17 protein-coding genes are annotated in these 21,826 nt (G+C 59.9%); all 17 read right to left on the reverse strand.

What is annotated here, in order from left to right; all coding sequences use genetic code 11:
* Positions 1 to 135 precede the first annotated feature (135 nt).
* On the reverse strand, positions 136 to 1,425 hold the full coding sequence (gene eno, locus DBR46_RS09795) for a phosphopyruvate hydratase (RefSeq protein WP_017739105.1): 1,290 nt from the start codon (positions 1,423 to 1,425) through the stop codon (positions 136 to 138).
* 157 nt (positions 1,426 to 1,582) lie between these two features.
* Complete coding sequence (gene kdsA, locus DBR46_RS09800; RefSeq protein ID WP_010212442.1) at positions 1,583 to 2,428, reverse strand: 3-deoxy-8-phosphooctulonate synthase; 846 nt, start codon at positions 2,426 to 2,428, stop codon at positions 1,583 to 1,585.
* 5 nt (positions 2,429 to 2,433) lie between these two features.
* Positions 2,434 to 4,065 (reverse strand): CTP synthase, encoded by a 1,632-nt coding sequence (locus tag DBR46_RS09805; protein WP_010212443.1) that lies wholly within the window; start codon positions 4,063 to 4,065, stop codon positions 2,434 to 2,436.
* 273 nt (positions 4,066 to 4,338) lie between these two features.
* Positions 4,339 to 5,649, reverse strand: a complete 1,311-nt coding sequence (gene tilS, locus DBR46_RS09810; protein WP_124526022.1) for a tRNA lysidine(34) synthetase TilS — start codon at positions 5,647 to 5,649, stop codon at positions 4,339 to 4,341.
* Positions 5,650 to 5,810: 161 nt separating this feature from the next.
* Complete coding sequence (locus DBR46_RS09815; protein ID WP_017137153.1) at positions 5,811 to 6,758, reverse strand: acetyl-CoA carboxylase carboxyltransferase subunit alpha; 948 nt, start codon at positions 6,756 to 6,758, stop codon at positions 5,811 to 5,813.
* A gap of 138 nt (positions 6,759 to 6,896) precedes the next feature.
* Positions 6,897 to 10,418: a DNA polymerase III subunit alpha gene (gene dnaE / locus DBR46_RS09820; RefSeq protein ID WP_124526023.1), complete on the reverse strand. Its 3,522-nt coding sequence runs from the start codon at positions 10,416 to 10,418 to the stop codon at positions 6,897 to 6,899.
* A gap of 77 nt (positions 10,419 to 10,495) precedes the next feature.
* Positions 10,496 to 11,128 (reverse strand): ribonuclease HII, encoded by a 633-nt coding sequence (gene rnhB / locus DBR46_RS09825; RefSeq protein WP_124526024.1) that lies wholly within the window; start codon positions 11,126 to 11,128, stop codon positions 10,496 to 10,498.
* Complete coding sequence (gene lpxB / locus DBR46_RS09830; RefSeq protein ID WP_124526025.1) at positions 11,125 to 12,264, reverse strand: lipid-A-disaccharide synthase; 1,140 nt, start codon at positions 12,262 to 12,264, stop codon at positions 11,125 to 11,127. Before lpxB ends, rnhB begins: the two co-directional genes overlap by 4 nt.
* 2 nt (positions 12,265 to 12,266) lie before the next feature.
* On the reverse strand, positions 12,267 to 13,043 hold the full coding sequence (gene lpxA / locus DBR46_RS09835) for an acyl-ACP--UDP-N-acetylglucosamine O-acyltransferase (RefSeq protein WP_124526026.1): 777 nt from the start codon (positions 13,041 to 13,043) through the stop codon (positions 12,267 to 12,269).
* Complete coding sequence (fabZ, locus tag DBR46_RS09840; protein ID WP_003172281.1) at positions 13,040 to 13,480, reverse strand: 3-hydroxyacyl-ACP dehydratase FabZ; 441 nt, start codon at positions 13,478 to 13,480, stop codon at positions 13,040 to 13,042. The genes lpxA and fabZ overlap by 4 nt, the downstream gene beginning before the upstream one ends.
* Before the next feature lie 108 nt (positions 13,481 to 13,588).
* Positions 13,589 to 14,644, reverse strand: coding sequence for a UDP-3-O-(3-hydroxymyristoyl)glucosamine N-acyltransferase (lpxD, locus tag DBR46_RS09845; RefSeq protein WP_124526027.1), 1,056 nt, complete (start codon positions 14,642 to 14,644; stop codon positions 13,589 to 13,591).
* A gap of 3 nt (positions 14,645 to 14,647) precedes the next feature.
* A complete protein-coding gene (locus DBR46_RS09850) occupies positions 14,648 to 15,151 on the reverse strand; it encodes an OmpH family outer membrane protein (RefSeq protein WP_003172279.1) in 504 nt (167 codons plus the stop codon).
* A 45-nt stretch (positions 15,152 to 15,196) separates the two neighbouring features.
* The gene (gene bamA / locus DBR46_RS09855) at positions 15,197 to 17,584 is read right to left on the reverse strand and encodes an outer membrane protein assembly factor BamA (RefSeq protein WP_124526028.1); all 2,388 of its coding nucleotides are present in this window, start codon (positions 17,582 to 17,584) and stop codon (positions 15,197 to 15,199) included.
* 74 nt (positions 17,585 to 17,658) lie between these two features.
* Positions 17,659 to 19,011 (reverse strand): sigma E protease regulator RseP, encoded by a 1,353-nt coding sequence (gene rseP, locus DBR46_RS09860; protein WP_124526029.1) that lies wholly within the window; start codon positions 19,009 to 19,011, stop codon positions 17,659 to 17,661.
* A gap of 53 nt (positions 19,012 to 19,064) precedes the next feature.
* Positions 19,065 to 20,255, reverse strand: a complete 1,191-nt coding sequence (gene ispC / locus DBR46_RS09865) for a 1-deoxy-D-xylulose-5-phosphate reductoisomerase (RefSeq protein ID WP_124526030.1) — start codon at positions 20,253 to 20,255, stop codon at positions 19,065 to 19,067.
* Positions 20,252 to 21,058 (reverse strand): phosphatidate cytidylyltransferase, encoded by an 807-nt coding sequence (locus DBR46_RS09870; RefSeq protein WP_124526031.1) that lies wholly within the window; start codon positions 21,056 to 21,058, stop codon positions 20,252 to 20,254. Before DBR46_RS09870 ends, ispC begins: the two co-directional genes overlap by 4 nt.
* Positions 21,059 to 21,814, reverse strand: coding sequence for a polyprenyl diphosphate synthase (gene uppS, locus DBR46_RS09875; RefSeq protein WP_016974405.1), 756 nt, complete (start codon positions 21,812 to 21,814; stop codon positions 21,059 to 21,061).
* Positions 21,815 to 21,826: the final 12 nt, after the last annotated feature.

Genomic DNA, 21,826 nt, shown 5'->3' on the forward strand with positions numbered 1-21,826 from the left:
CAAAACTTTTGCAGCAACTGATAGCACGAAGCCTGGAAGAACCAGGCTTGTGCTAGATAGCCATGAGATTAGCGTCGAAATCTACACTGTCGTGTTTTTTCCGACGCAATCCGCCGACTTTTTACCATTTACAGCTCAGCCGCGAAACTCATCGCGACCGTTGTACTTGGCTTTGCCAGCCAGTTGCTCTTCGATACGCAGCAATTGGTTGTACTTGGAAACGCGATCGGAACGGCACAGGGAACCGGTCTTGATCTGGCCCGCCGAAGTGCCCACAGCCAGGTCGGCAATGGTCGAATCTTCGGTTTCGCCGGAGCGGTGGGAGATCACGGCGGTGTAGCCCGCAGCCTTGGCCATCTGGATGGCTTCCAGGGTTTCGGTCAGGGTGCCGATCTGGTTGAACTTGATCAGGATCGAGTTGGCGATCTTCTTGTCGATGCCTTCTTTCAGGATCTTGGTGTTGGTCACGAACAAGTCGTCACCCACCAGCTGGATTTTCTCGCCGATCTTGTCGGTCAGGATTTTCCAACCGTCCCAGTCGGACTCGTCCAGGCCGTCTTCGATCGAGATGATCGGATAGCGCTGGGTCAGGCCCTTCAGGTATTCGGCGAAACCTTCGGAGTTGAACACCTGGCCTTCGCCGGACAGGTTGTACTTGCCATCTTCGTAGAACTCGCTGGCCGCGCAGTCCAGGGCCAGGGTCACGTCGGTGCCCAGCTTGTAGCCAGCGTTGGCCACGGCTTCGGAGATGACTTTCAGTGCATCTTCGTTGGACGCCAGGTTCGGTGCGAAACCACCTTCGTCACCCACGGCAGTGCTCAGGCCACGGGCCTTCAGCACGGCTTTCAGGTGATGGAAAATCTCGGTGCCCATGCGCAGGCCTTCGGAGAAGGACTTGGCGCCAACCGGCTGCACCATGAATTCCTGGATGTCGACGTTGTTATCGGCGTGCTCGCCACCGTTGATGATGTTCATCATCGGCACCGGCATCGAGTAAACACCCGGGGTGCCATTCAGGTTGGCGATGTGGGCGTACAGCGGCAGGTCCTGGTCCTGGGCAGCAGCCTTGGCCGCAGCCAGGGATACGGCGAGGATGGCGTTGGCGCCCAGGCTGCCTTTGTTTTCGGTGCCGTCGAGCTTGATCATTGCCAGGTCGAGGGCTTTCTGGTCAACCGGGTCTTTACCCAGCAGCAGGTCGCGGATCGGGCCATTGATGTTGGCTACGGCCTTGAGTACACCTTTGCCCAGGTAACGGCTCTTGTCGCCATCACGCAGTTCCAGCGCTTCGCGCGAACCGGTAGACGCACCGGACGGCGCGCAGGCGCTGCCAGTGATGCCATTATCGAGAAGCACGTCGGCTTCGACGGTGGGGTTGCCACGGGAGTCGAGAACTTCACGACCTTTGATGTCGACGATTTTTGCCATTGTTGTAAACACTCCAAAGTTGACGAAAACGACGCAGTTGAAGGAAAACTTTTGACCGACCGCAAGGGTGGAACAACGGGGCAGGCTTGCAGGCGACAAGGCTCAGGCCCGGGGGCCTGAGCATTTAGCGTGGGATACTTTACCGGAGAAACGCGGCTTACGCGGTCTCTACCGTCGGAAAACTCTTGACCAGTTCGTCCAACTGCTTGAGCTGGGCCAGGAACGGCTCCAGCTTGTCCAGGCGCAGGGCGCAAGGGCCGTCGCACTTGGCGTTGTCCGGGTCCGGGTGGGCTTCGAGGAACAGGCCCGCCAGGGACTGGCTGATGCCGGCCTTGGCCAGGTCCAGCACCTGGGCACGACGCCCGCCAGCGGAATCGGCACGACCACCGGGCATTTGCAGCGCGTGGGTCACGTCGAAGAACACCGGGTATTCGAACTGTTTCATGATGCCGAAACCGAGCATGTCCACCACGAGGTTGTTGTAGCCGAAGCTCGAACCACGCTCGCAGAGGATCAACTGGTCGTTACCCGCTTCCACGCACTTGTTCAGGATGTGTTTCATCTCCTGGGGTGCGAGGAACTGGGCTTTCTTGATATTGATCACAGCGCCGGTCTTGGCCATCGCGACAACCAGATCGGTCTGGCGCGACAGGAAGGCCGGCAACTGGATGATGTCGCACACCTCGGCGACCACGGCAGCCTGCTCAGGCTCGTGGACGTCGGTGATGATCGGCACGCCGAAGGCTTGCTTGATGTCCTGGAAGATCCGCATGCCTTCTTCAAGGCCCGGGCCGCGATAGGAGGTCACGGACGAACGGTTGGCCTTGTCGAAGCTGGCCTTGAATACGTAAGGGATACCGAGTTTCTCGGTGACCTTGACGTACTCTTCACAGACCTGCATCGCCATGTCGCGGCTTTCCAGCACGTTCATGCCGCCGAACAGCACCATGGGCTTGTCGTTGGCAATCTCGATGTCGCCGACGCGAATGATCTTCTGGGCCATCAGGGTTACGCCTTCTTCTGGTGTTGCGTCAGTGCTGCCTTGACGAAACCGCTGAACAACGGGTGACCGTCGCGCGGCGTCGAGGTGAACTCCGGGTGGAACTGGCAAGCGACGAACCATGGATGATCCGGTGCCTCAACCACTTCAACCAACGCGCCATCACCGGAGCGACCGGAGATTTTCAGGCCAGCCTCTTTGATTTGCGGCAGCAGGTTGTTGTTCACTTCGTAGCGGTGACGGTGACGCTCGACGATCACGTCCTTGCCGTAGCAATCGTGAACCAGCGAGCCCGGCTCCAGCAGGCAGTCTTGCGCGCCAAGGCGCATGGTGCCGCCCAGGTCGGAGGCTTCGGTACGGGTCTCGACCGCGCCGGTGGCATCTTCCCACTCGGTGATCAGGCCCACGACCGGGTGGCCGCTCTTGCTGTCGAACTCGGTGGAGTTGGCGTCTTTCCAGCCCAGCACGTTACGGGCGAACTCGATAACGGCCACTTGCATGCCCAGGCAGATACCCAGGTACGGCACCTTGTTTTCACGAGCGTACTGCACCGCAGTGATCTTGCCTTCCACGCCACGCAGGCCGAAACCGCCTGGCACGAGGATCGCGTCCACACCTTCGAGCAAGGCAGTGCCTTGGTTCTCGATGTCTTCGGAGTCGATATAGCGCAGGTTGACCTTGGTACGGTTGCTGATACCGGCGTGGCTCATCGCTTCGATCAGCGACTTGTACGCGTCCAGCAGTTCCATGTACTTGCCGACCATGGCGATGGTGACTTCGTGCTCAGGGTTGAGCTTGGCGTCAACCACGGCTTCCCACTCGGACAGGTCCGCGCCGTTGCATTGCAGGCCGAAACGCTCGACCACAAAATCGTCCAGGCCTTGCGAATGCAGGATGCCCGGGATCTTGTAGATGGTGTCGGCGTCTTCCAGCGCGATCACCGCACGTTCTTCAACGTTGGTGAATTGCGCGATCTTGCGACGCGAGGAAATGTCGATCGGGTGATCGGAGCGGCACACCAGCACGTCCGGCTGCAGGCCGATGGAACGCAGTTCCTTGACCGAGTGCTGGGTAGGCTTGGTTTTGGTTTCGCCGGCGGTGGCGATGTACGGGACCAGGGTCAAGTGCATCAGCATCGCGCGCTTGGCGCCGACTTCGAAACGCAACTGGCGGATGGCTTCGAGGAACGGTTGGGACTCGATGTCACCCACGGTGCCACCGATCTCGACCATCGCCACGTCGGCATCGCCTGCACCCTTGATGATGCGGCGCTTGATTTCGTCGGTGATGTGCGGGATCACCTGGATGGTTGCACCCAGGTAGTCACCACGGCGCTCCTTGCGCAGCACGTGCTCGTAGACACGGCCGGTGGTGAAGTTGTTGTTCTGGGTCATGGTCGTGCGGATGAACCGCTCGTAGTGGCCCAGGTCCAGGTCGGTCTCGGCGCCGTCGTGGGTGACGAACACTTCACCGTGCTGGAACGGGCTCATGGTGCCCGGGTCAACGTTGATGTACGGGTCCAGCTTGAGCATGGTGACCTTAAGTCCCCGCGCCTCCAGGATGGCCGCCAATGAAGCCGATGCGATGCCTTTCCCCAATGAAGAAACAACACCGCCCGTGACGAATATGTAGCGCGTCATGAAAAACCCTAGAAGTCTGCGTTAAAGCGGTCCGAGCCGCCGGGGAAAGCGAAGAGAGGCCGAAGCCCCCGATCACCTGCATTAATCACAGTGCACCTTTCAAAAAAACCGCCGCGTTGTGACAGACCAGCAATGAAACACCGGTACGTTGATCGCTACACATTTTTTGGAATCGCCCAGCAAAGACTGCTTGGTAATCGGCAACTGCTGCGATTCAGGCGAATCCACAGAAGTTGTATCAAGAAGGGAGCGTAGTCTACCGGAAAGGCTCTATCAGCTCAAACCTTGATCGCACGTCTGTGGCATCCAATGTAATTGCCAGTCGCCCGTCGAGTCGGGCCATAGCCCAGCGAGGGTGGGGACCGCCAGCAATTGCTCGCCCTGATACAGCAGCGGCAATCTGCCACGCATGAAGCCTGGCAAGCCACCTTCGTTCAGCAGACGCTTCAAGTCACGCCGGCCTCGGCCGGGGACTTCGACGATTTCGCCACCTTGACGATAGCGGATCTCCAGCGGACCTTCGGGTGGCTTGCCGACCAATTCCAACCGACCATTGCCGGGTAACTCTAGTGGGTTTTGCGGTTGGGGCCAGCTCACCGATGCGTCGGAAAAATCCGACCAAGTGGCAGGCACCCACCAGATGCGCTCGGCGCAACGGTGCAGTTCGCCATCGGTAAGGCGCCACAGCGGCTGCGCGTCACGCTTGGCATCACGCAGGGAATACCAACTGGCCCAGTGGTCGCTGTCGGGCAAACGGGTCAGCGGGGTCAGCCAGTGACGCAAGACGTTGCGCTGGCGGGCATCGGAAAGCTCGCGCAATGGCGTAAGCGCCAACGACGGCAATGGAAGCCAAGGAAACGACGACGGCTGATCGGCGGTATGCAGGTCCATCTGAGCCAGCTCATCGAGCAGGCCTTGGGCTTCACTCAGGTGTTCGGCGGTGCGTGCAAGGCTGCTGACAGCTTGCGGCCAACGCTCCGTCAGCAGCGGGACTACCCGGTGACGCAAGTAGTTGCGCGAAAACCGAGTGTCAGCGTTGGACGGATCGTCAATCCACGTGAGTTGATGTTCGTGGGCATAGGCTTGCAGCTCGGCACGCGAGACATCCAGCAGCGGTCGCACCAGATGCCCACCTGCCAAGACGCGATGGGCGGGCATCGCCGCCAGCCCGCGCACCCCTGCCCCACGCAGCAGGCGAAACAGCAGGGTTTCGGCCTGATCGTCACGATGCTGGCCGGTCAGCAACACCTCACCGGCGCCGACAACCTCGGCAAACGCCTGGTAACGCGCGTCACGGGCGGCACGCTCAAGGCTGGCGCCGGGTTGGACCTGTACGCGCATGACGCGCAGAGGCACGCCCAGGCGGTCGCAGATCGTTTGGCAATGGCTTGGCCAGGCATCGGCGGTGGCTTGCAGGCCGTGGTGGACATGGATGGCGTTGAGCGGCGGGAGGTGTTCGGTGCTGGCCAGGAGGTGCAGCAAGACAGTGGAATCAAGACCGCCGGAGAAAGCGACATGCCAGGCGGGGGCGTTGCGCCAGAGGGCCAGGGCTTGCAGGAGTTTGGCGGTTAAGGAAGGAGTCATGAAAAATACCGCCATCAATCTGGAATGCGATAACCCAGCATACACAAAGCAAATGTGGGAGCGGGCTTGCTCGCGAAGGCGGTGGATCAGTCAACCTTTACAGTGACTGACACACCGCCTTCGCGAGCAAGCCCGCTCCCACATTTTAGTACTGCGTCAGCTTAGAGGCCGTAGCTCATCAGACGCTCATAACGACGCTTCAACAGCGCTTCGTTATCCAGCTTCTTGAGCATCGCCAATTGCGAGCCCAACTCAGCACGGATGGTCGCAGCGGCAGCCGCCGGGTCGCGGTGAGCGCCGCCCAGTGGCTCGGCGATGACTTTGTCCACGATACCCAGGCCTTTGAGGCGATCGGCGGTGATGCCCATGGCTTCGGCAGCGTCCGGCGCCTTTTCTGCGGTTTTCCACAGGATCGAGGCGCAACCTTCCGGCGAGATCACCGCGTAGGTCGAGTACTGGAGCATGTTCAACTGGTCGCACACGCCGATGGCCAGTGCGCCGCCGGAACCACCTTCACCAATCACGGTGGCGATGATCGGGGTTTTCAAGCGGGACATGACGCGCAGGTTCCAGGCGATGGCTTCGCTCTGGTTACGCTCTTCAGCGTCGATACCCGGGTAGGCGCCCGGGGTGTCGATGAAGGTCAGGATCGGCATCTTGAAGCGCTCGGCCATTTCCATCAGGCGGCAGGCCTTGCGGTAGCCTTCCGGGCGCGGCATGCCGAAGTTGCGGCGAACTTTTTCGCGCACTTCACGGCCTTTCTGGTGACCGATGACCATTACCGGCTGGTCGTCCAGGCGAGCGATACCGCCCACGATAGCCGCGTCGTCGGAGAAGTGGCGGTCGCCATGCAACTCGTCGAATTCGGTGAAGATGTGCTGAATGTAGTCCAGGGTGTACGGGCGGCGCGGGTGGCGAGCCAGGCGCGCGATCTGCCAGCTGGTCAGCTTGCCGAAGATGTCTTCGGTCAGGGTGCTGCTCTTGTCCTGCAGGCGAGCGATCTCATCGCCGATATTCAGCGAATTGTCATTGCCGACCAGGCGCAGTTCTTCAATTTTGGCTTGCAGGTCAGCGATCGGCTGTTCGAAATCAAGAAAATTCGGGTTCATAAGCGTCCGTCTTGGGTCGACGGCCAAGGAGTGCCTGGCCAGCCGGTGGTCTATTCGCGCCCTACCTTAAGGGAGAGGCGCGTTTAGGTCGAGATTAAATGTTCAGTCGAGATCAGGCTTTCTACTGCCACCTGGCCATCAACGGTATTGGAGGAAGACGTTGTCTCGCCCGAACTGGTCACGCAAAGCTTGAATCAAGCCATCCGCCGGATCAATTCGCCAGGTCTCGCCGAACTGCAACATGGCCTTGGCGTCGCTGCCGGTGTACTCCATGGTCACCGGGCACGCGCCACGGTGGCGCTTGAGCAAGTCGCCCAACCAGCGTAGCTGATCGCCCTTGAGCGCCTCGGTTTTCACCTTCAGGCGCAGGCTTTCGGCCAGGTTGGTGCGCGCGTCTTCCATGCTCATGACCCGCTTGATCCGCAGGCGCAGGCCGCCGGAGAAGTCGTCGTTGCTGACCTCCCCTTCCACCACCACCATGGCATCGGTCTGCAACAACGACTGCGCAGAATGGAACGCGTCGGCAAACAGCGACGCTTCGATGCGGCCCGAGCGGTCGTCGAGGGTGATGAAACCCATCTTGTCGCCCTTTTTGTTCTTCATCACCCGCAGGGCGATGATCATGCCGGCAACGGTCTGGGTGTCGCGGGCCGGCTTCAGGTCGATGATGCGCTGGCGGGCAAAACGGCGGATTTCGCCTTCGTATTCGTCAATCGGGTGGCCGGTCAGGTACAGGCCCAAGGTGTCTTTCTCACCCTTGAGACGTTCCTTGAGGGTCAGCTCCTTGGCCTTGCGATGGTTGCCGTAGACGTCCGCGTCTTCTTCGACGAACAAGCCGCCAAACAGGTCGGCGTGGCCGCTGTCGTGGGTACGGGCGGTCTGTTCGGCGGCCTTGATCGCCTCTTCCATGGCGGTCAACAGCACCGCACGATTACGGTCGATATTGGCCTGGTAGGCCTTCGGCTCATCGTGGAAATACGGGCCGAGACGGTCGAGCGCGCCGCTGCGGATCAAGCCATCGAGGGTCCGTTTATTGATGCGCTTGAGGTCGACCCTCGCGCAGAAGTCGAACAGATCCGCGAACGGCCCGCTCTGGCGCGCTTCAACAATGGCCTCCACCGGGCTTTCGCCCACGCCTTTGATCGCGCCCAGACCATAAATGATGCGGCCTTCGTCGTTCACCGTGAACTTGAACTCCGAGGCGTTCACGTCCGGCGCGTCGAGGCGCAGCTTCATGGTGCGCACTTCCTCGATCAAGGTCACGACCTTGTCGGTGTTGTGCATATCCGCCGAGAGTACCGCGGCCATGAACGGCGCCGGGTAGTGGGCTTTCAGCCAGGCAGTCTGGTACGACACCAGACCGTACGCAGCGGAGTGGGATTTGTTGAAGCCGTAACCGGCGAATTTTTCCACCAGGTCGAAGATGTTACCCGCCAGGTCGGCGTCGATATTGTTGGTGGCGCAACCTTCAATGAAACCGCCGCGCTGCTTGGCCATTTCCTCGGGCTTTTTCTTACCCATGGCCCGCCGCAGCATGTCCGCACCACCAAGGGTGTAACCGGCCATGACCTGGGCGATCTGCATCACCTGTTCCTGATACAGGATGATGCCGTAGGTCGGCGCCAGGACGGGCTTGAGGCCTTCGTACTGGTAGTCGGAGTGCGGGTAAGCCAACTCGGCGCGGCCGTGCTTACGGTTGATAAAGTCGTCCACCATGCCCGATTGCAGCGGGCCCGGACGGAACAGGGCCACCAGTGCGATCAAGTCTTCCAGGCAGTCGGGCTTGAGCTTTTTGATCAGCTCTTTCATGCCCCGCGACTCAAGCTGGAACACCGCCGTGGTTTCGGCTTTTTGCAGCAGCTGATAGGTCGGTTTGTCGTCCAGCGGGATAAACGCGATATCCAGCGGCGCTTCGTCCACCTTGGCGCGCTCGCGGTTGATGGTCTTGAGCGCCCAGTCGATGATGGTCAGGGTACGCAGGCCGAGGAAGTCGAACTTCACCAGGCCGGCCGCCTCCACGTCATCCTTGTCGAACTGGGTTACCAGGCCGTCGCCGGCTTCGTCGCAATAGATCGGCGAAAAGTCCGTGAGCTTGGTAGGGGCAATTACCACACCACCGGCGTGTTTACCGACGTTACGCACCACGCCTTCAAGCTTGCGCGCCATGTCCCAGATTTCGGCGGCTTCTTCATCGATCTTGATGAAGTCGCGCAGGATCTCTTCCTGCTCATAGGCCTTTTCCAGGGTCATGCCGACTTCGAACGGGATCATCTTCGACAGACGATCCGCCAGGCCGTAGGACTTGCCCTGCACCCGCGCCACGTCACGGATTACAGCCTTGGCCGCCATGGAACCGAAGGTGATGATCTGGCTTACGGCGTTGCGGCCGTATTTCTCGGCCACGTATTCGATCACGCGGTCACGACCGTCCATGCAGAAGTCGACGTCGAAGTCGGGCATGGAAACCCGTTCCGGGTTCAGGAACCGCTCGAACAGCAGGTCATATTCCAGCGGGTCGAGGTCAGTAATCTTCTGTACATAGGCCACCAGCGAACCGGCACCCGACCCCCGGCCCGGGCCAACCGGTACGCCGTTGCTTTTGGCCCACTGGATAAAGTCCATTACGATCAGGAAGTAACCGGGGAACCCCATCTGGATGATGATATCCAGCTCGAAATTCAGCCGATCGACGTAGACCTGGCGCTTGGCCTCGTAGTCTTCGGTGGTGTCCTTGGGTAGTAGAACAGTCAGGCGATCTTCCAGACCGTCGAACGACACCTTGCGGAAATATTCGTCGATGGTCATGCCATCGGGAATCGGGAAGTTGGGCAAGAAGTGCTTGCCCAGCTTCACTTCGATATTGCAGCGCTTGGCAATTTCGACGGAGTTTTCCAGGGCCTCGGGCAGGTCGCTGAACAGCTCGGCCATCTCGTCGGCGCTTTTGAGGTATTGCTCTTCACTGTAGTTTTTCGAGCGACGCGGGTCATCCAGGGCTCGGCCTTCGCCGATGCACACGCGGGTCTCGTGGGCCTCGAAATCTTCCTTCTTGATGAAACGCACATCGTTGGTCGCCACAAGCGGCGCGCCCAGCGTGTCAGCCAGGGCCACGGCGGCGTGCAGGTGCTCTTCGTCGTTGGGGCGGTTGGTGCGCTGCACTTCCAGGTAGAAACGGTCAGGGAAGACCTGCATCCACTCGCGGGCCAGCACTTCGGCTTCCTGCGGGTTGCCGCCCAGCAGCGCGAGGCCGATCTCGCCCTCTTTGGCAGCCGAAAGCATGATCAGGCCTTCGCTGGCCTCGGCCACCCACTCGCGCTCGATGATGATCGAACCATTGCGCTGGCCGTCGATGAAACCCCGGGAAATCAGCTCGGTGAGGTTGCGGTAACCGACACCGTTCATCGCCAGCAGGCTGATGCGGCTCAGAGCGTTGTCCGGGTCTTTGTTGGACAGCCACAGGTCGGCGCCGCAGATCGGCTTGATGCCGGCGCCCATGGCGTTTTTGTAAAACTTGACCAGGGAACACATGTTGTTCTGATCGGTAACCGCTACCGCAGGCATGTTCATGCCCACCAAGGTTTTGACCAGCGGTTTGATCCGTACCAGGCCGTCGACCAGGGAGTATTCAGTGTGCAGGCGCAGGTGAACGAATGAAGCCGGCATAGTGATCCTGTCTAGAAACTTAGAAACAACAAGGCCCGGGATTGTACCGGGCCTTGAGCAAAACATCAGCCTCGCGACTACAGCTCGCCGAGAGCTTCCCGCGCCTCGTAAGCCAGGCGAACCGGGGCGAACGAACGTCGATGGATCGGCGTTGGGCCGAGGCGCGCCAAGGCTTCCAGATGAACGGGCGTCGGGTAGCCCTTATGGCCACCAATGCCGTAACCGGGATAAATCAGTTCGAAGGCGGCCATTTCACGGTCGCGACTGACTTTGGCCAGGATCGACGCGGCGGCAATCGCCGGCACCTTGCTATCACCCTTGACCACCGCTTCAGACGGCATCGCCAGTTTGGGGCAGCGGTTGCCGTCAATCATCGCCATTTTCGGCGTGATGTGCAGGCCTTCGACCGCGCGCTGCATGGCGAGCATGGTGGCGTGGAGGATGTTCAGTTCGTCGATTTCTTCGACTTCGGCCCGAGCGATGTGCCAGCTCAAGGCCTTTTCACAGATCTCATCGAAGAGCTTTTCGCGGCGCGCTTCGGTGAGTTTTTTCGAGTCATTGAGGCCGAGGATCGGGCGGTTCGGGTCAAGGATCACCGCCGCCGTCACCACCGCACCGCACAGCGGGCCGCGACCCACTTCGTCCACACCGGCCACCAGTTCGTGGGCTTCGGCAACCAGGCTGAAGTCCAGGCCCATTTGCGTCGTCATACTGTTTCCTGTTTTTGCCCGATCAAGGCCAGCACGGCATCCGCCGCCTGATTCGACGCATCACGGCGCAAGACGCGATGAATGGCGTCAAAACCACGGGTCTGCTCTTCGCCGCCATCGATCAGGGGTAATACGGTTTGCGCCAGGGCTTCGGGCGTTGCGTCGTCCTGCAACAACTCCGGCACCAACAGGCGTTGGGCCAGCAGGTTGGGCAAGGAGATGTAGGGGCTTTTGACCATGCGCTTGAGAATCCAGAACGTCAGCGGCGCCAGGCGATAGGCCACGACCATCGGGCGCTTGTACAGCAGCGCTTCCAGGGTCGCGGTGCCCGAGGCAATCAACACGGCATCACAGGCCGCCAGGGCCAGGTGCGATTGGCCGTCGAGCAGGGTCAACGGCAAGTTGCGCCCTTCAAGCAAGGTTTCGATTTGTGCTCGACGTTGCGGACTGGCACACGGCAGCACGAAACGCACGCCTGGCTTCAAGGTCATCAGCCGTTCGGCGGCATCGAAAAACAACGCGCCCAAACGGCCGACTTCGCCGCCCCGGCTACCCGGCATCAACGCCACCAGCGGGCCGTCAGGCAAACCCAGTTCCGCACGGGCCGCCGCGCGATCGGCTTGCAGCGGGATGGCATCGGCCAGGGTGTGGCCGACAAAACGCACCGGCACGCCCTTCTCTTCGTAGAACCTGGCCTCGAACGGCAGCAGGGTCAGCATCAGGTCGCAGCCTTCGCGGATCTTCAGCACGCGCTTCTGCCGCCACGCCCACACGGACGGGCTGACGTAATGCACGGTCTTGATCCCGGCCCGACGCAACTTGAGTTCGATATTGAGAGTGAAGTCCGGCGCGTCGATGCCGATGAAGACGTCGGGCTTTTCTTCGATAAGGGTCTGAATCAGCAGCTTGCGCCGAGCCAGCAGCTCGCGCAGACGGCCCAACACTTCCACCAACCCCATGACCGACAAGCGCTCCATGGGAAAGTAGGACGTGAGGCCTTCGGCCTGCATCAGGGGGCCACCCACGCCGATAAATTCAACCGCAGGATGCTGGGCCTTGAGGGCCCGCATCAGACCTGCGCCCAGAATGTCGCCGGAAGCTTCACCGGCCACCAGCGCAATACGCAGATTGGCCATGATCAGCGGGTGATGCCGCGAGTCGATGCCTGGATCGAGTCACGGAATATCGCGACTTCCGGGAACAACGCCGACGGCTCGGCCAGTTCGGTCAGGGCCTGGTCAACCGTCAAGCCCTGGCGGTAAACCACCTTGTAGGCACGGCGCAGGGCGTGAATGGCTTCTTCGCTGAAACCACGACGGCGCATGCCTTCGAAGTTCATGCTGCGGGCTTCGGCCGGGTTGCCGAACACGGTAACGAACGCTGGAACGTCCTTGCCGATGGCGGTGCCCATGCCGGAAAAGCTGTGGGCGCCGATATGGCAGTACTGATGCACTAGGGTGAAACCGGACAAAATCGCCCAGTCGTCAACATGTACATGGCCGGCCAACGCGGTGTTGTTGACCAGGATGCAGTGGTTGCCGATCACGCTGTCGTGGCCGATGTGGGCATAGGCCATGACCAGGTTGTGGTCGCCCAGCGTGGTCTCGGCACGATCCTGCACGGTGCCACGGTGAATGGTCACGCCTTCTCGGATGATGTTGTGGTCACCGATTACCAGGCGTGTTTCTTCACCCTTGTACTTCATGTCCGGGGTGTCTTCGCCTACCGAGGAAAACTGGTAGATGCGATTGTGTTTGCCAATACGGGTCGGACCTTTGAGGATCACATGTGGCCCGATGACAGTCCCCTCGCCGATTTCAACACCTGCGCCGATGATCGACCAAGGGCCGACCTCAACGTCGGCGGCCAGCACGGCCGACGGATCGATGATTGCGCGAGGGTCAATCAAACTCATAGTTTGCGTTCCGCACAGATGATCTCGGCAGAGCACACCGGCTTGCCATCCACCGAGGCCTGGCACTCAAACTTCCAGATCTGGCGCTTGCAGCTGATGAACTTGGCTTCCAGGATCAACTGGTCACCCGGGGTGACCGGATTGCGGAAACGCAACTTGTCGGAACCCACGAAATAGTAAAGCGTGCCGTCGGCAGGCTTGAGGTCAAGCATTTTGAAACCAAGGATACCGGCAGCCTGGGCCATCGCTTCAATGATCAACACGCCCGGCATGATTGGATGCGCGGGAAAGTGACCGTTGAAGAACGGTTCGTTGATGCTGACATTCTTGTAGGCACGAATGCGCTTTTCCTCGACATTGAGGTCCACTACACGGTCCACCAGCAGGAACGGGTAACGGTGAGGCAGGTATTCGCGAATCTCGTTGATGTCCATCATTTCGGGGGGAAGCCTGTAATAAAGATTGGGGGCGGACTAAAAGCACGCCCCGCTAGCAAATCAAGGAGGCAAGTCTAGCGGCTGTGCACACTTGATATGGAAATGGTATCAGCCTTCTGATGAAGCATTACCGCCAGGGGTCACGTCACCAACACGCTTTTCCAGCTGTTTGAGACGTCGAGCCATGTCATCCAGATGCCTCAAGCGTGCTGCACTCTTGCGCCATTCAGCTGCGGGCTGCATGGCTGTACCGGAAGAATAGGCGCCTGGCTCGGTAATCGAGTGGGTCACCATGGTCATGCCGGTAATGAAGACGTTGTCGCAAATATCGATGTGGCCTACCAGCCCAACGCCACCGGCGAGCATGCAATGCTTGCCGATCTTGGTGCTGCCGGAAATACCCACACAGGCAGCCATGGCAGTGTGATCGCCAATCTGTACGTTGTGGGCGATCTGGATCTGGTTGTCGAGCTTCACGCCATTGCCGATCACGGTATCGGCCAAGGCCCCGCGATCGACAGCCGTGTTCACGCCAATCTCCACATCGTCGCCAATCAACACACCGCCGACCTGGGCGATCTTGTTCCAGATGCCTTTCGAGTTGGCAAAGCCAAAGCCTTCCCCACCGATCACGGCACCCGATTGAATCACCACACGCTCGCCAATACGCACATCGTGGTACAGGGTCACGCGAGGAGCCAGCCAACCGCCGGCGCCGATTTCACAGCGTGCACCGATAAAGCAATGCGCACCGACCGTGACGCCGGCCGCAATGCGTGCACCGCTCTCGATCACCGCAAAGGCACCAATGCTGGCCGCAGGATCAACCTGGGCATCATCGGCGATGACTGCAGACGGATGGATCCCGGCGACAGCCTTGGGTTTCGGGTCAAACAGGTGCGAAGCACGCGCGTAAGCCAGGTACGGGTCGGCCACCACCAGCGCATCCCCGGTAAACCCTTCGGCGTCAGCGGCTTTCAGCAACACGGCTGCGGCTTGGCTGTCGACGAGGTATTTACGGTACTGAGGATTTGCGAGGAAGCTCAACTGAGCTGGGCCAGCCTCCTGCAAGGTGGCTAGCCCAGTGATTTCTTTCTCCGGGGAGCCGCGCAAGTCGGCCCCCAGGAACTCGGCCAACTCGCCGAGTTTGATAGTCGCGGTCATGGCTTACTTCAGCTGGTTCATGCGCTCGATCACCTGACGGGTGATGTCGTATTGAGGCTTGACGTCGATCACGGCGCCGCGCTCGAACACCAGGTCAAAGGCACCTTTCTTGATGACTTCTTCCACGGCGCTGTCGAGTTTCGGCTTCAGTTGCTTGAGCATTTCACGGTCAGCAACAGCCTTGGCTTCGTTCAGCTCCTTGGACTGGAACTGGTAATCACGGGCCTTTTGCTTGAATTCAAGCTCCAGACGCTCACGCTCGCCTTGCTGCATCTTGTCGCCACCGGCAACCAGACGATCCTGGATGCCCTTGGCGCTGCTTTCCAGGGTCTTGAGCTTGGTCAGTTGCGGACCGAATTTCTTCTCGGCATCCACGGCGTACTTCTTCGCCGCATCGGATTCCAGCAGAGCCATCTGATAGTTCAGGACGGCGATTTTCATCTCGGCGAAGGCCGGGGTGGTTACCAGCACGGTGGCCAGCAGAACCAATTGAGTCAACTTACGCACGATGTACTCCTACAGAATCCGTTGTCGTTATCTTGGGTCAGACGCTTAGAACGTCTGGCCGAGGGAGAATTGGAAAATCTGGGTTTCAGCGTTATCCGGTTTCTTGATCGGCATGGCCAGAGCAAAGCTCAACGGGCCAAGCGCGGTCACCCAGGTCACACCTACACCGACGGAGCTGGCCAGGTTGCTGAGGCTCACGTCGTTGCACTGAGTGTTGGACTTCACGCCGCTAGGGTTACGGATCTGCTCGCACTTGGAGTCAAACACGTTACCCACGTCCCAGAATACCGAAGTACGCAGGGAGCGCTGATCCTTGACGAATGGCAGCGGGAACAAGATCTCGGCACCACCCTGGATCAACACGTTACCACCGAATGGCAGCGGGTCGTTGTCGGAGTCAGCTACGGTGCCCTGGTTACCGGTTATACCAACGCCACGGCTCGGAGTACCGCGTGGCCCCAAAGTGCTGTCCTTGAAGCCACGTACGGAGTTGAAGCCACCCGCGTAGTAGTTCTCGTAGAACGGCAGACCATTGGTCGAACCATAACCGTCGCCATACCCCAGCTCAGTGTGCAGGCGCATGGTGTAGTTGTCGCTCAACGGCTGGAACAACTGGCCGCGGTAGTCGAGCTTGAAGAACGACAGGTCGCTGCCCGGCGTGGTGGCTTCCAGGGTCAGGCTCTGGGAGTGGCCACGGGTTGCCAGTACGCCTTTGTTCAAGGTGGACTCGGACCAGCCGGCCGACGCCTTGAAGTTCAGGAACTTGTCGCCTTCGGTACGTACGAAGTTGAAGATTTCGTCCACGGTGTAAACACCGGTCTTGATTTCATCCTGTTGCGCGGTCAGGCCGAAGGTCAGACGCGAGGTCTCACTGATCGGGTAACCAATGTTCACGCCAGCACCCAGGCTGTCGATCGCATAGCTTGCAACGTCAACGTCGAGATCTTTGTAGTCGGTGGTGCGATAGAAGGCGTTGTAGCCCAGGCTCACGCCATCAGCAGTCCAGTAGGGGTCGACATAACCGAAGTTATAGCGGCTCTGGTATTCGCTGCGGGTCAGGCCAATGGAAACCTTGTTACCGGTACCGAGGAAGTTGTTCTGGGTAATCGAGCCACCGAGGATCAGGCCGGCACTTTGTGCGAAGCCGACGCTGGCGGTGATCGAACCCGACGCTTGTTCTTCTACGGCGTAGTTCACGTCAACCTGGTCATCCACACCCGGTACCGCTGGGGTTTCGACGTTCACTTCCTTAAAGAAGCCCAGGCGCTCAAGACGGGTCTTGGACTGGTCGATCAGGTAGGTCGAAGCCCAGCCACCTTCCATCTGGCGCATTTCACGACGCAGCACTTCGTCCGCAGACTTGGTGTTGCCACGGAAGTTGATGCGATTCACATAGGCACGCTTGCCTGGATCGACGACAAAGGTGATGTCCACGGTGTGGTCATCATCGTGTGGAGTCGGCACGCCGTTGACGTTGGCGAAGGTATAACCCTCGTTACCCAGGCGACGGGTGATCAGCTCGGAAGTGGTGGTCATCAGCTTGCGCGAGAACACTTGGTCCTTCTGCACCAGCAGCAGGGCCTTGACCTGGTCTTCAGGTACTTTCAGGTCGCCGCTCAGCTTAACGTCACGAACCTTGTACTTCTCGCCTTCGTTGACGTTGACGGTGATGTAGACGTGTTTCTTGTCCGGGGTGATGGACACCTGGGTGGAGGCGATATCCATGTTGATATAGCCACGGTCCAGGTAGTAGGAACGCAGGCGCTCCAGGTCACCGGAGAGTTTTTCACGGGCGTACTTGTCGTCGTTCTTGAAGAACGACAACCAGTTGGTGGTCTTCAGCTCGAACAGATCGATCAGGTCGTCATCAGCGAACTTGGTGTTGCCCACCACGTTGATGTGCTGAATGGCCGCCACGGTGCCTTCGTTGATGTTGACCTTGAGGCCGACACGGTTACGAGGCTGTGGGATCACTTCGGTTTCCACGGACGCCGAGTAGCGGCCCTGGGCAACGTACTGGCGCTGCAGTTCGTTACGCACACCTTCGAGGGTGGCGCGCTGGAAGATCTCGCCCTCGGCCAGGCCGGATTGCTTGAGACCCTTCATCAGGTCTTCAGTAGAGATCGCCTTGTTGCCTTCGATCTCGATACTGGCGACGGAAGGTCGCTCAACCACGGTGATGACCAGGACGTTGCCTTCGCGACCCAGTTGGATATCTTGAAAGAAACCGGTTTTGAACAGCGCACGAGTGGATTCCACCAGGCGACGATCATCAGCCTGTTCCCCGACGTTCAACGGCAGCGCACCAAAGACGCTACCCGCGGAAACCCGCTGGAGGCCGTTGACGCGAATATCGGAGATGGTGAAGGACTCGGCGTGAACTTCGGCGATCATCAATACGGTGAGAACCGCAGTTAGCAGCAGACGTTTCATGAAGTCCTTTCTTATTCCAACTGGCAATAAACAAACTGCCGCAAAATGCGGCAGATTCGCAATTCAGCGAAGCGTTACAGACGTCCCAGATCGTTGACCAGAGCTAACAACATCACCCCGACCACCAAACTGATACCGATCTGTATCCCCCAACCCTGCACCCGATCCGACAAGGGGCGACCACGCACCCACTCGACCAGATAAAACAACAGATGCCCCCCATCCAATACTGGAATGGGCAGCAAATTCAGAACACCCAGGCTAATACTCAGATAAGCCAGGAAATTCAGGAAATCTGCGACACCCGACTGGGCAGAAGCGCCCGCCACTTTAGCAATGGTTATCGGTCCACTCAAGTTTTTTACCGAGAGCTCGCCGAACAACATTTTCTTCAGGGATTCGAGGGTCAGCACACTCATGGTCCAGGTACGTTTCGCACCCTCGCCAATCGCCTCCAAAGGCCCGAAGCTGACCTCGCGCAGCATGGAAGGCGGCCACTCCGGACTCTTCACCCCGGCACCGAGGTAACCCCCGGCCGCCTTGGCCTCCCCACGCAACGACAGGGTTACGGGGACGTCGATTTGAGCACCTTCACGTTCAACTTTCAGCACAATTTTGGTATCAGGGCGTACACGCACCAGGTCGACCACTTGCTGCCAGTCGCCCAGCGCCTGACCATCCAGGGCCAACAGGCGGTCGCCGGTCTTCAGGCCGGCAGCCTGGGCCGGACCTTTCGGATCCAGCTCGGCGAGCACTGGCGGCAAGCTTGGACGCCAGATACGAATGCCCAGTGACTTGATCGGATCAGGCTCATCAGCGCCCTGCAACCAGCGATCGAGCACCAATTCACGCGGGGTCTCGGCAGTCGAGTCCTGCTCACGGACCACTACCTTGACGGTACCGCTCTCGCCAAGGCGTCGCACCAACTGCAGGTTGACCGCCCCCCAACCGGTGGTCAGCTCGCCATCAATTGCAACAATTTCCTGGCCTGCGGCCAACCCAGCCTTGGCGGCAATGCTATCGGCTTCGACCGCGCCGATGACCGGGCGCACCTGCTCGCTGCCCAACATGGCCAAGACCCAGAAAAAAAACATCGCCAACAGGAAGTTGGCGATCGGCCCGGCAGCAACGATGGCAATTCGCTGACGAACGGTCTTGCGATTGAAGGATTGGTCCAACTGATCGGCCGGCACTTCGCCTTCGCGCTCATCGAGCATCTTGACGTAGCCACCCAACGGGATCGCCGCGATCACGAATTCGGTGCCCTGGCGGTCGTGCCAGCGCAACAACGGCATGCCGAAACCAACGGAAAAGCGCAGTACCTTGACGCCGCAACGACGCGCGACCCAGAAATGGCCGAATTCGTGGAAGGTAACCAACACACCCAGAGCAACCAGGGTGCCGACAATCATGTAGAGCGCACTCATCTAATTTCTCCGCATTCCAATCCAGTGCCTGAAGGCTCAAACCCACCCAAAGGCTAACGCGCGTTGCGGTTCAACCATTGCTCGGCCAGGGCCCGGGCCTTTGCATCTGCCTCGAACACTGCCGCCAAATCATTTACCGCAACCACAGGCTCAAGGCCCAGGACGTCCTCGATGATACTCGCGATCTGCGGAAAGCGGATGCGCCCTTCGAGAAACGCTGCCACTGCCACTTCATTCGCCGCATTGAGCATCGCCGGCGCACTGTTGCCCGCCTCTGCCGCTTGCCGCGCGAGGCGCAGGCAAGGAAACCGCTGCTCGTCCGGCGCTTCGAAGTCCAGGCGGGCCACCGCAAACAGGTCCAACGGCGCCACGCCAGAATCAATCCGCTCAGGCCAGGCCAGGGCGTTGGCGATCGGCGTGCGCATATCGGGGTTGCCCAATTGCGCCAAAACCGAACCATCCACGTAGTCGACGAGGGAATGAATCACACTTTGGGGGTGAATCACCACCTCGACCTGATCAGGCCGTGCATCAAACAGCCAGCACGCCTCGATCAGCTCCAAGCCTTTATTCATCATGCTCGCCGAATCCACAGAGATCTTGCGCCCCATGGACCAGTTTGGATGGGCACACGCCTGGTCAGGCGATACATGCTCCAACTCGGCCAATGGAGTCTGCCGAAACGGACCACCGGACGCCGTCAGAAGAATCCGGCGCACGCCCACCTGGCTCAAGCCTCGGGCGAAATCACCCGGCATGCACTGGAAGATCGCATTGTGCTCGCTGTCGAGCGGCAGCAACACGGCGCCGCTCTTGCGCACCGCCTGCATAAAGAGGGTGCCGGACATCACCAGCGCCTCTTTATTGGCCAACAAAATCTTCTTGCCAGCATCGACAGCCGCCAGGGTCGGGCGCAGGCCCGCAGCACCGACAATGGCCGCCACGACGGTGTCCACTTCGGCATCCGCCGAGACCTGGCACAACCCCTCCTCCCCCACCAGCACCTGGGTCGCCAGGCCTGCGGCCCGCAGATCATTCTGCAAGCCTCGCGCAGCGGCTGCCTCAGGCACCACGGCAAAGCGCGGCGCATGGCGCACACACAGGGCCAGCAACTCGCTCAGGCGCGAGTAGCCGGTCAGGGCAAACACTTGATAGCGTTCAGGATGGCGGGCGATCACATCCAGGGTGCTCAGGCCGACCGAGCCGGTAGCGCCCAGCACGGTCACTTGTTGCAAGCGGCTCACGAGGCGATCATCCACAGCAGCACGGCAAAGATCGGAATCGCGGCCGTCAGGCTGTCGATGCGGTCCAGCACACCACCGTGACCCGGCAGCAGGTTGCTGCTGTCCTTGATCCCGGCCTGGCGCTTGAACATGCTTTCGGTGAGGTCACCCACCACCGAGATAAATACGACAATGGCCGTGCCCAGCAAGCCGAGGAAAATCTCCTTCACCGACCAGTCGCGCACAAGCCCGACAACCAACGTGATCACCAAGGTCAACGCCAAGCCGCCATACACACCTTCCCAGCTCTTGCCCGGGCTGACAGCCGGCGCCAGCTTGCGCTTGCCGAACGCCCGACCGGAGAAGTAGGCGCCGATGTCAGCCCCCCACACCAGCACCATCACGGCCAGGATCAACTCGTTACCGATAGGGTAGCGCTTGATCTCCACCAGCCCTTGCCAAGCCGGCAGCAGGATCAACAAGCCAATTACCAGCTTGCAGGCAACGCTGGACCACTGGCTGCTGGTACGCGGAAAAGTCAGCACCAGGAAGGTTGCCAACGCCCACCACAATACTGCCGCCCCCAGCACCCAGGGCGCGATGTCCGGCAGGATGTACATCAGGAACAACAACAGCGCCACGACAGCGGCGTACGTCACGCGCGGCAACTGGCTGGTGAACCCCGCCAGGCGCGCCCACTCCCAGGCCCCAAGGGTCACGACCAAGCCGATAAACAGCGCAAAACTGGAACCGTCGAGCAGGAAAAACCCGCACAGGGCAATCGGCAGCAGGATCAGTGCTGTGATGATTCGTTGTTTAAGCATTTAAACCCGGGCTCCAGCTTCGATCTGCTCACTTGTTTTACCAAAGCGACGCTGACGGGAAGCGAAATCGGCCAGCGCATTGCGCATGGCATCGTGTTTGAAGTCCGGCCAGAACAGGTCGGAGAAGTACAGCTCGGTATAGGCCAACTGCCACAACAGGAAGTTGCTGATGCGGTGCTCGCCCCCGGTGCGGATGCACAAGTCCGGCAACGGCAGATCACCGGTCACCAGGCAGGTTTGCAACAATTCGGGCGTGATGTCGTCCGGGCGCAGATGACCGGCCTGCACTTCGCGGGCGAGCCGCTGTGCCGCCTGGGCGATGTCCCACTGGCCGCCGTAGTTGGCTGCAATCTGCAACACAAAACGGTTGGCACCTGCGGTAATGGCCTCAGCCTCGCGCATGGCCGCCTGCAGTTCTGGATGGAACCGTGAACGGTCACCGATGATTCGCAGGCTGATATTGTTGTCGTTAAGGCGCTTGGCCTCACGACGCAGGGCCTTGAAGAACAGATCCATCAAGGCACTGACTTCTTCGGCAGGGCGCTGCCAGTTTTCACTGGAGAAGGCAAAGAGGGTCAGAACCTCGACCTTGGCCTCGGCGCACACCTCAATCACAGCCCGCACCGCATCGACACCCGCTTTATGCCCGGCAACACCCGGCATAAAGCGTTTCTTCGCCCAGCGATTATTCCCATCCATGATGATCGCGACATGGCGCGGCACCACAGAGGGTACAGTCTGCTTGGTCTTTTCCATGAAGGTGTCCTG

This window comes from Pseudomonas sp. KBW05, from assembly GCF_003852405.1.
GTDB lineage: Bacteria > Pseudomonadota > Gammaproteobacteria > Pseudomonadales > Pseudomonadaceae > Aquipseudomonas.

Excerpts from the sequence above, each read along its gene's own strand:
- eno (WP_017739105.1), bottom strand. The coding sequence starts at position 1,425 with ATGGCAAAAATCGTCGACATCAAAGGTCGTGAAGTTCTCGACTCCCGT.
- kdsA (WP_010212442.1), bottom strand. The coding sequence starts at position 2,428 with ATGGCCCAGAAGATCATTCGCGTCGGCGACATCGAGATTGCCAACGAC.
- DBR46_RS09805 (WP_010212443.1), bottom strand. The coding sequence starts at position 4,065 with ATGACGCGCTACATATTCGTCACGGGCGGTGTTGTTTCTTCATTGGGG.
- tilS (WP_124526022.1), bottom strand. The coding sequence starts at position 5,649 with ATGACTCCTTCCTTAACCGCCAAACTCCTGCAAGCCCTGGCCCTCTGG.
- DBR46_RS09815 (WP_017137153.1), bottom strand. The coding sequence starts at position 6,758 with ATGAACCCGAATTTTCTTGATTTCGAACAGCCGATCGCTGACCTGCAA.
- dnaE (WP_124526023.1), bottom strand. The coding sequence starts at position 10,418 with ATGCCGGCTTCATTCGTTCACCTGCGCCTGCACACTGAATACTCCCTG.
- rnhB (WP_124526024.1), bottom strand. The coding sequence starts at position 11,128 with ATGACGACGCAAATGGGCCTGGACTTCAGCCTGGTTGCCGAAGCCCAC.
- lpxB (WP_124526025.1), bottom strand. The coding sequence starts at position 12,264 with ATGGCCAATCTGCGTATTGCGCTGGTGGCCGGTGAAGCTTCCGGCGAC.
- lpxA (WP_124526026.1), bottom strand. The coding sequence starts at position 13,043 with ATGAGTTTGATTGACCCTCGCGCAATCATCGATCCGTCGGCCGTGCTG.
- fabZ (WP_003172281.1), bottom strand. The coding sequence starts at position 13,480 with ATGATGGACATCAACGAGATTCGCGAATACCTGCCTCACCGTTACCCG.
- lpxD (WP_124526027.1), bottom strand. The coding sequence starts at position 14,644 with ATGACCGCGACTATCAAACTCGGCGAGTTGGCCGAGTTCCTGGGGGCC.
- bamA (WP_124526028.1), bottom strand. The coding sequence starts at position 17,584 with ATGAAACGTCTGCTGCTAACTGCGGTTCTCACCGTATTGATGATCGCC.
- rseP (WP_124526029.1), bottom strand. The coding sequence starts at position 19,011 with ATGAGTGCGCTCTACATGATTGTCGGCACCCTGGTTGCTCTGGGTGTG.
- DBR46_RS09870 (WP_124526031.1), bottom strand. The coding sequence starts at position 21,058 with ATGCTTAAACAACGAATCATCACAGCACTGATCCTGCTGCCGATTGCC.
- uppS (WP_016974405.1), bottom strand. The coding sequence starts at position 21,814 with ATGGAAAAGACCAAGCAGACTGTACCCTCTGTGGTGCCGCGCCATGTC.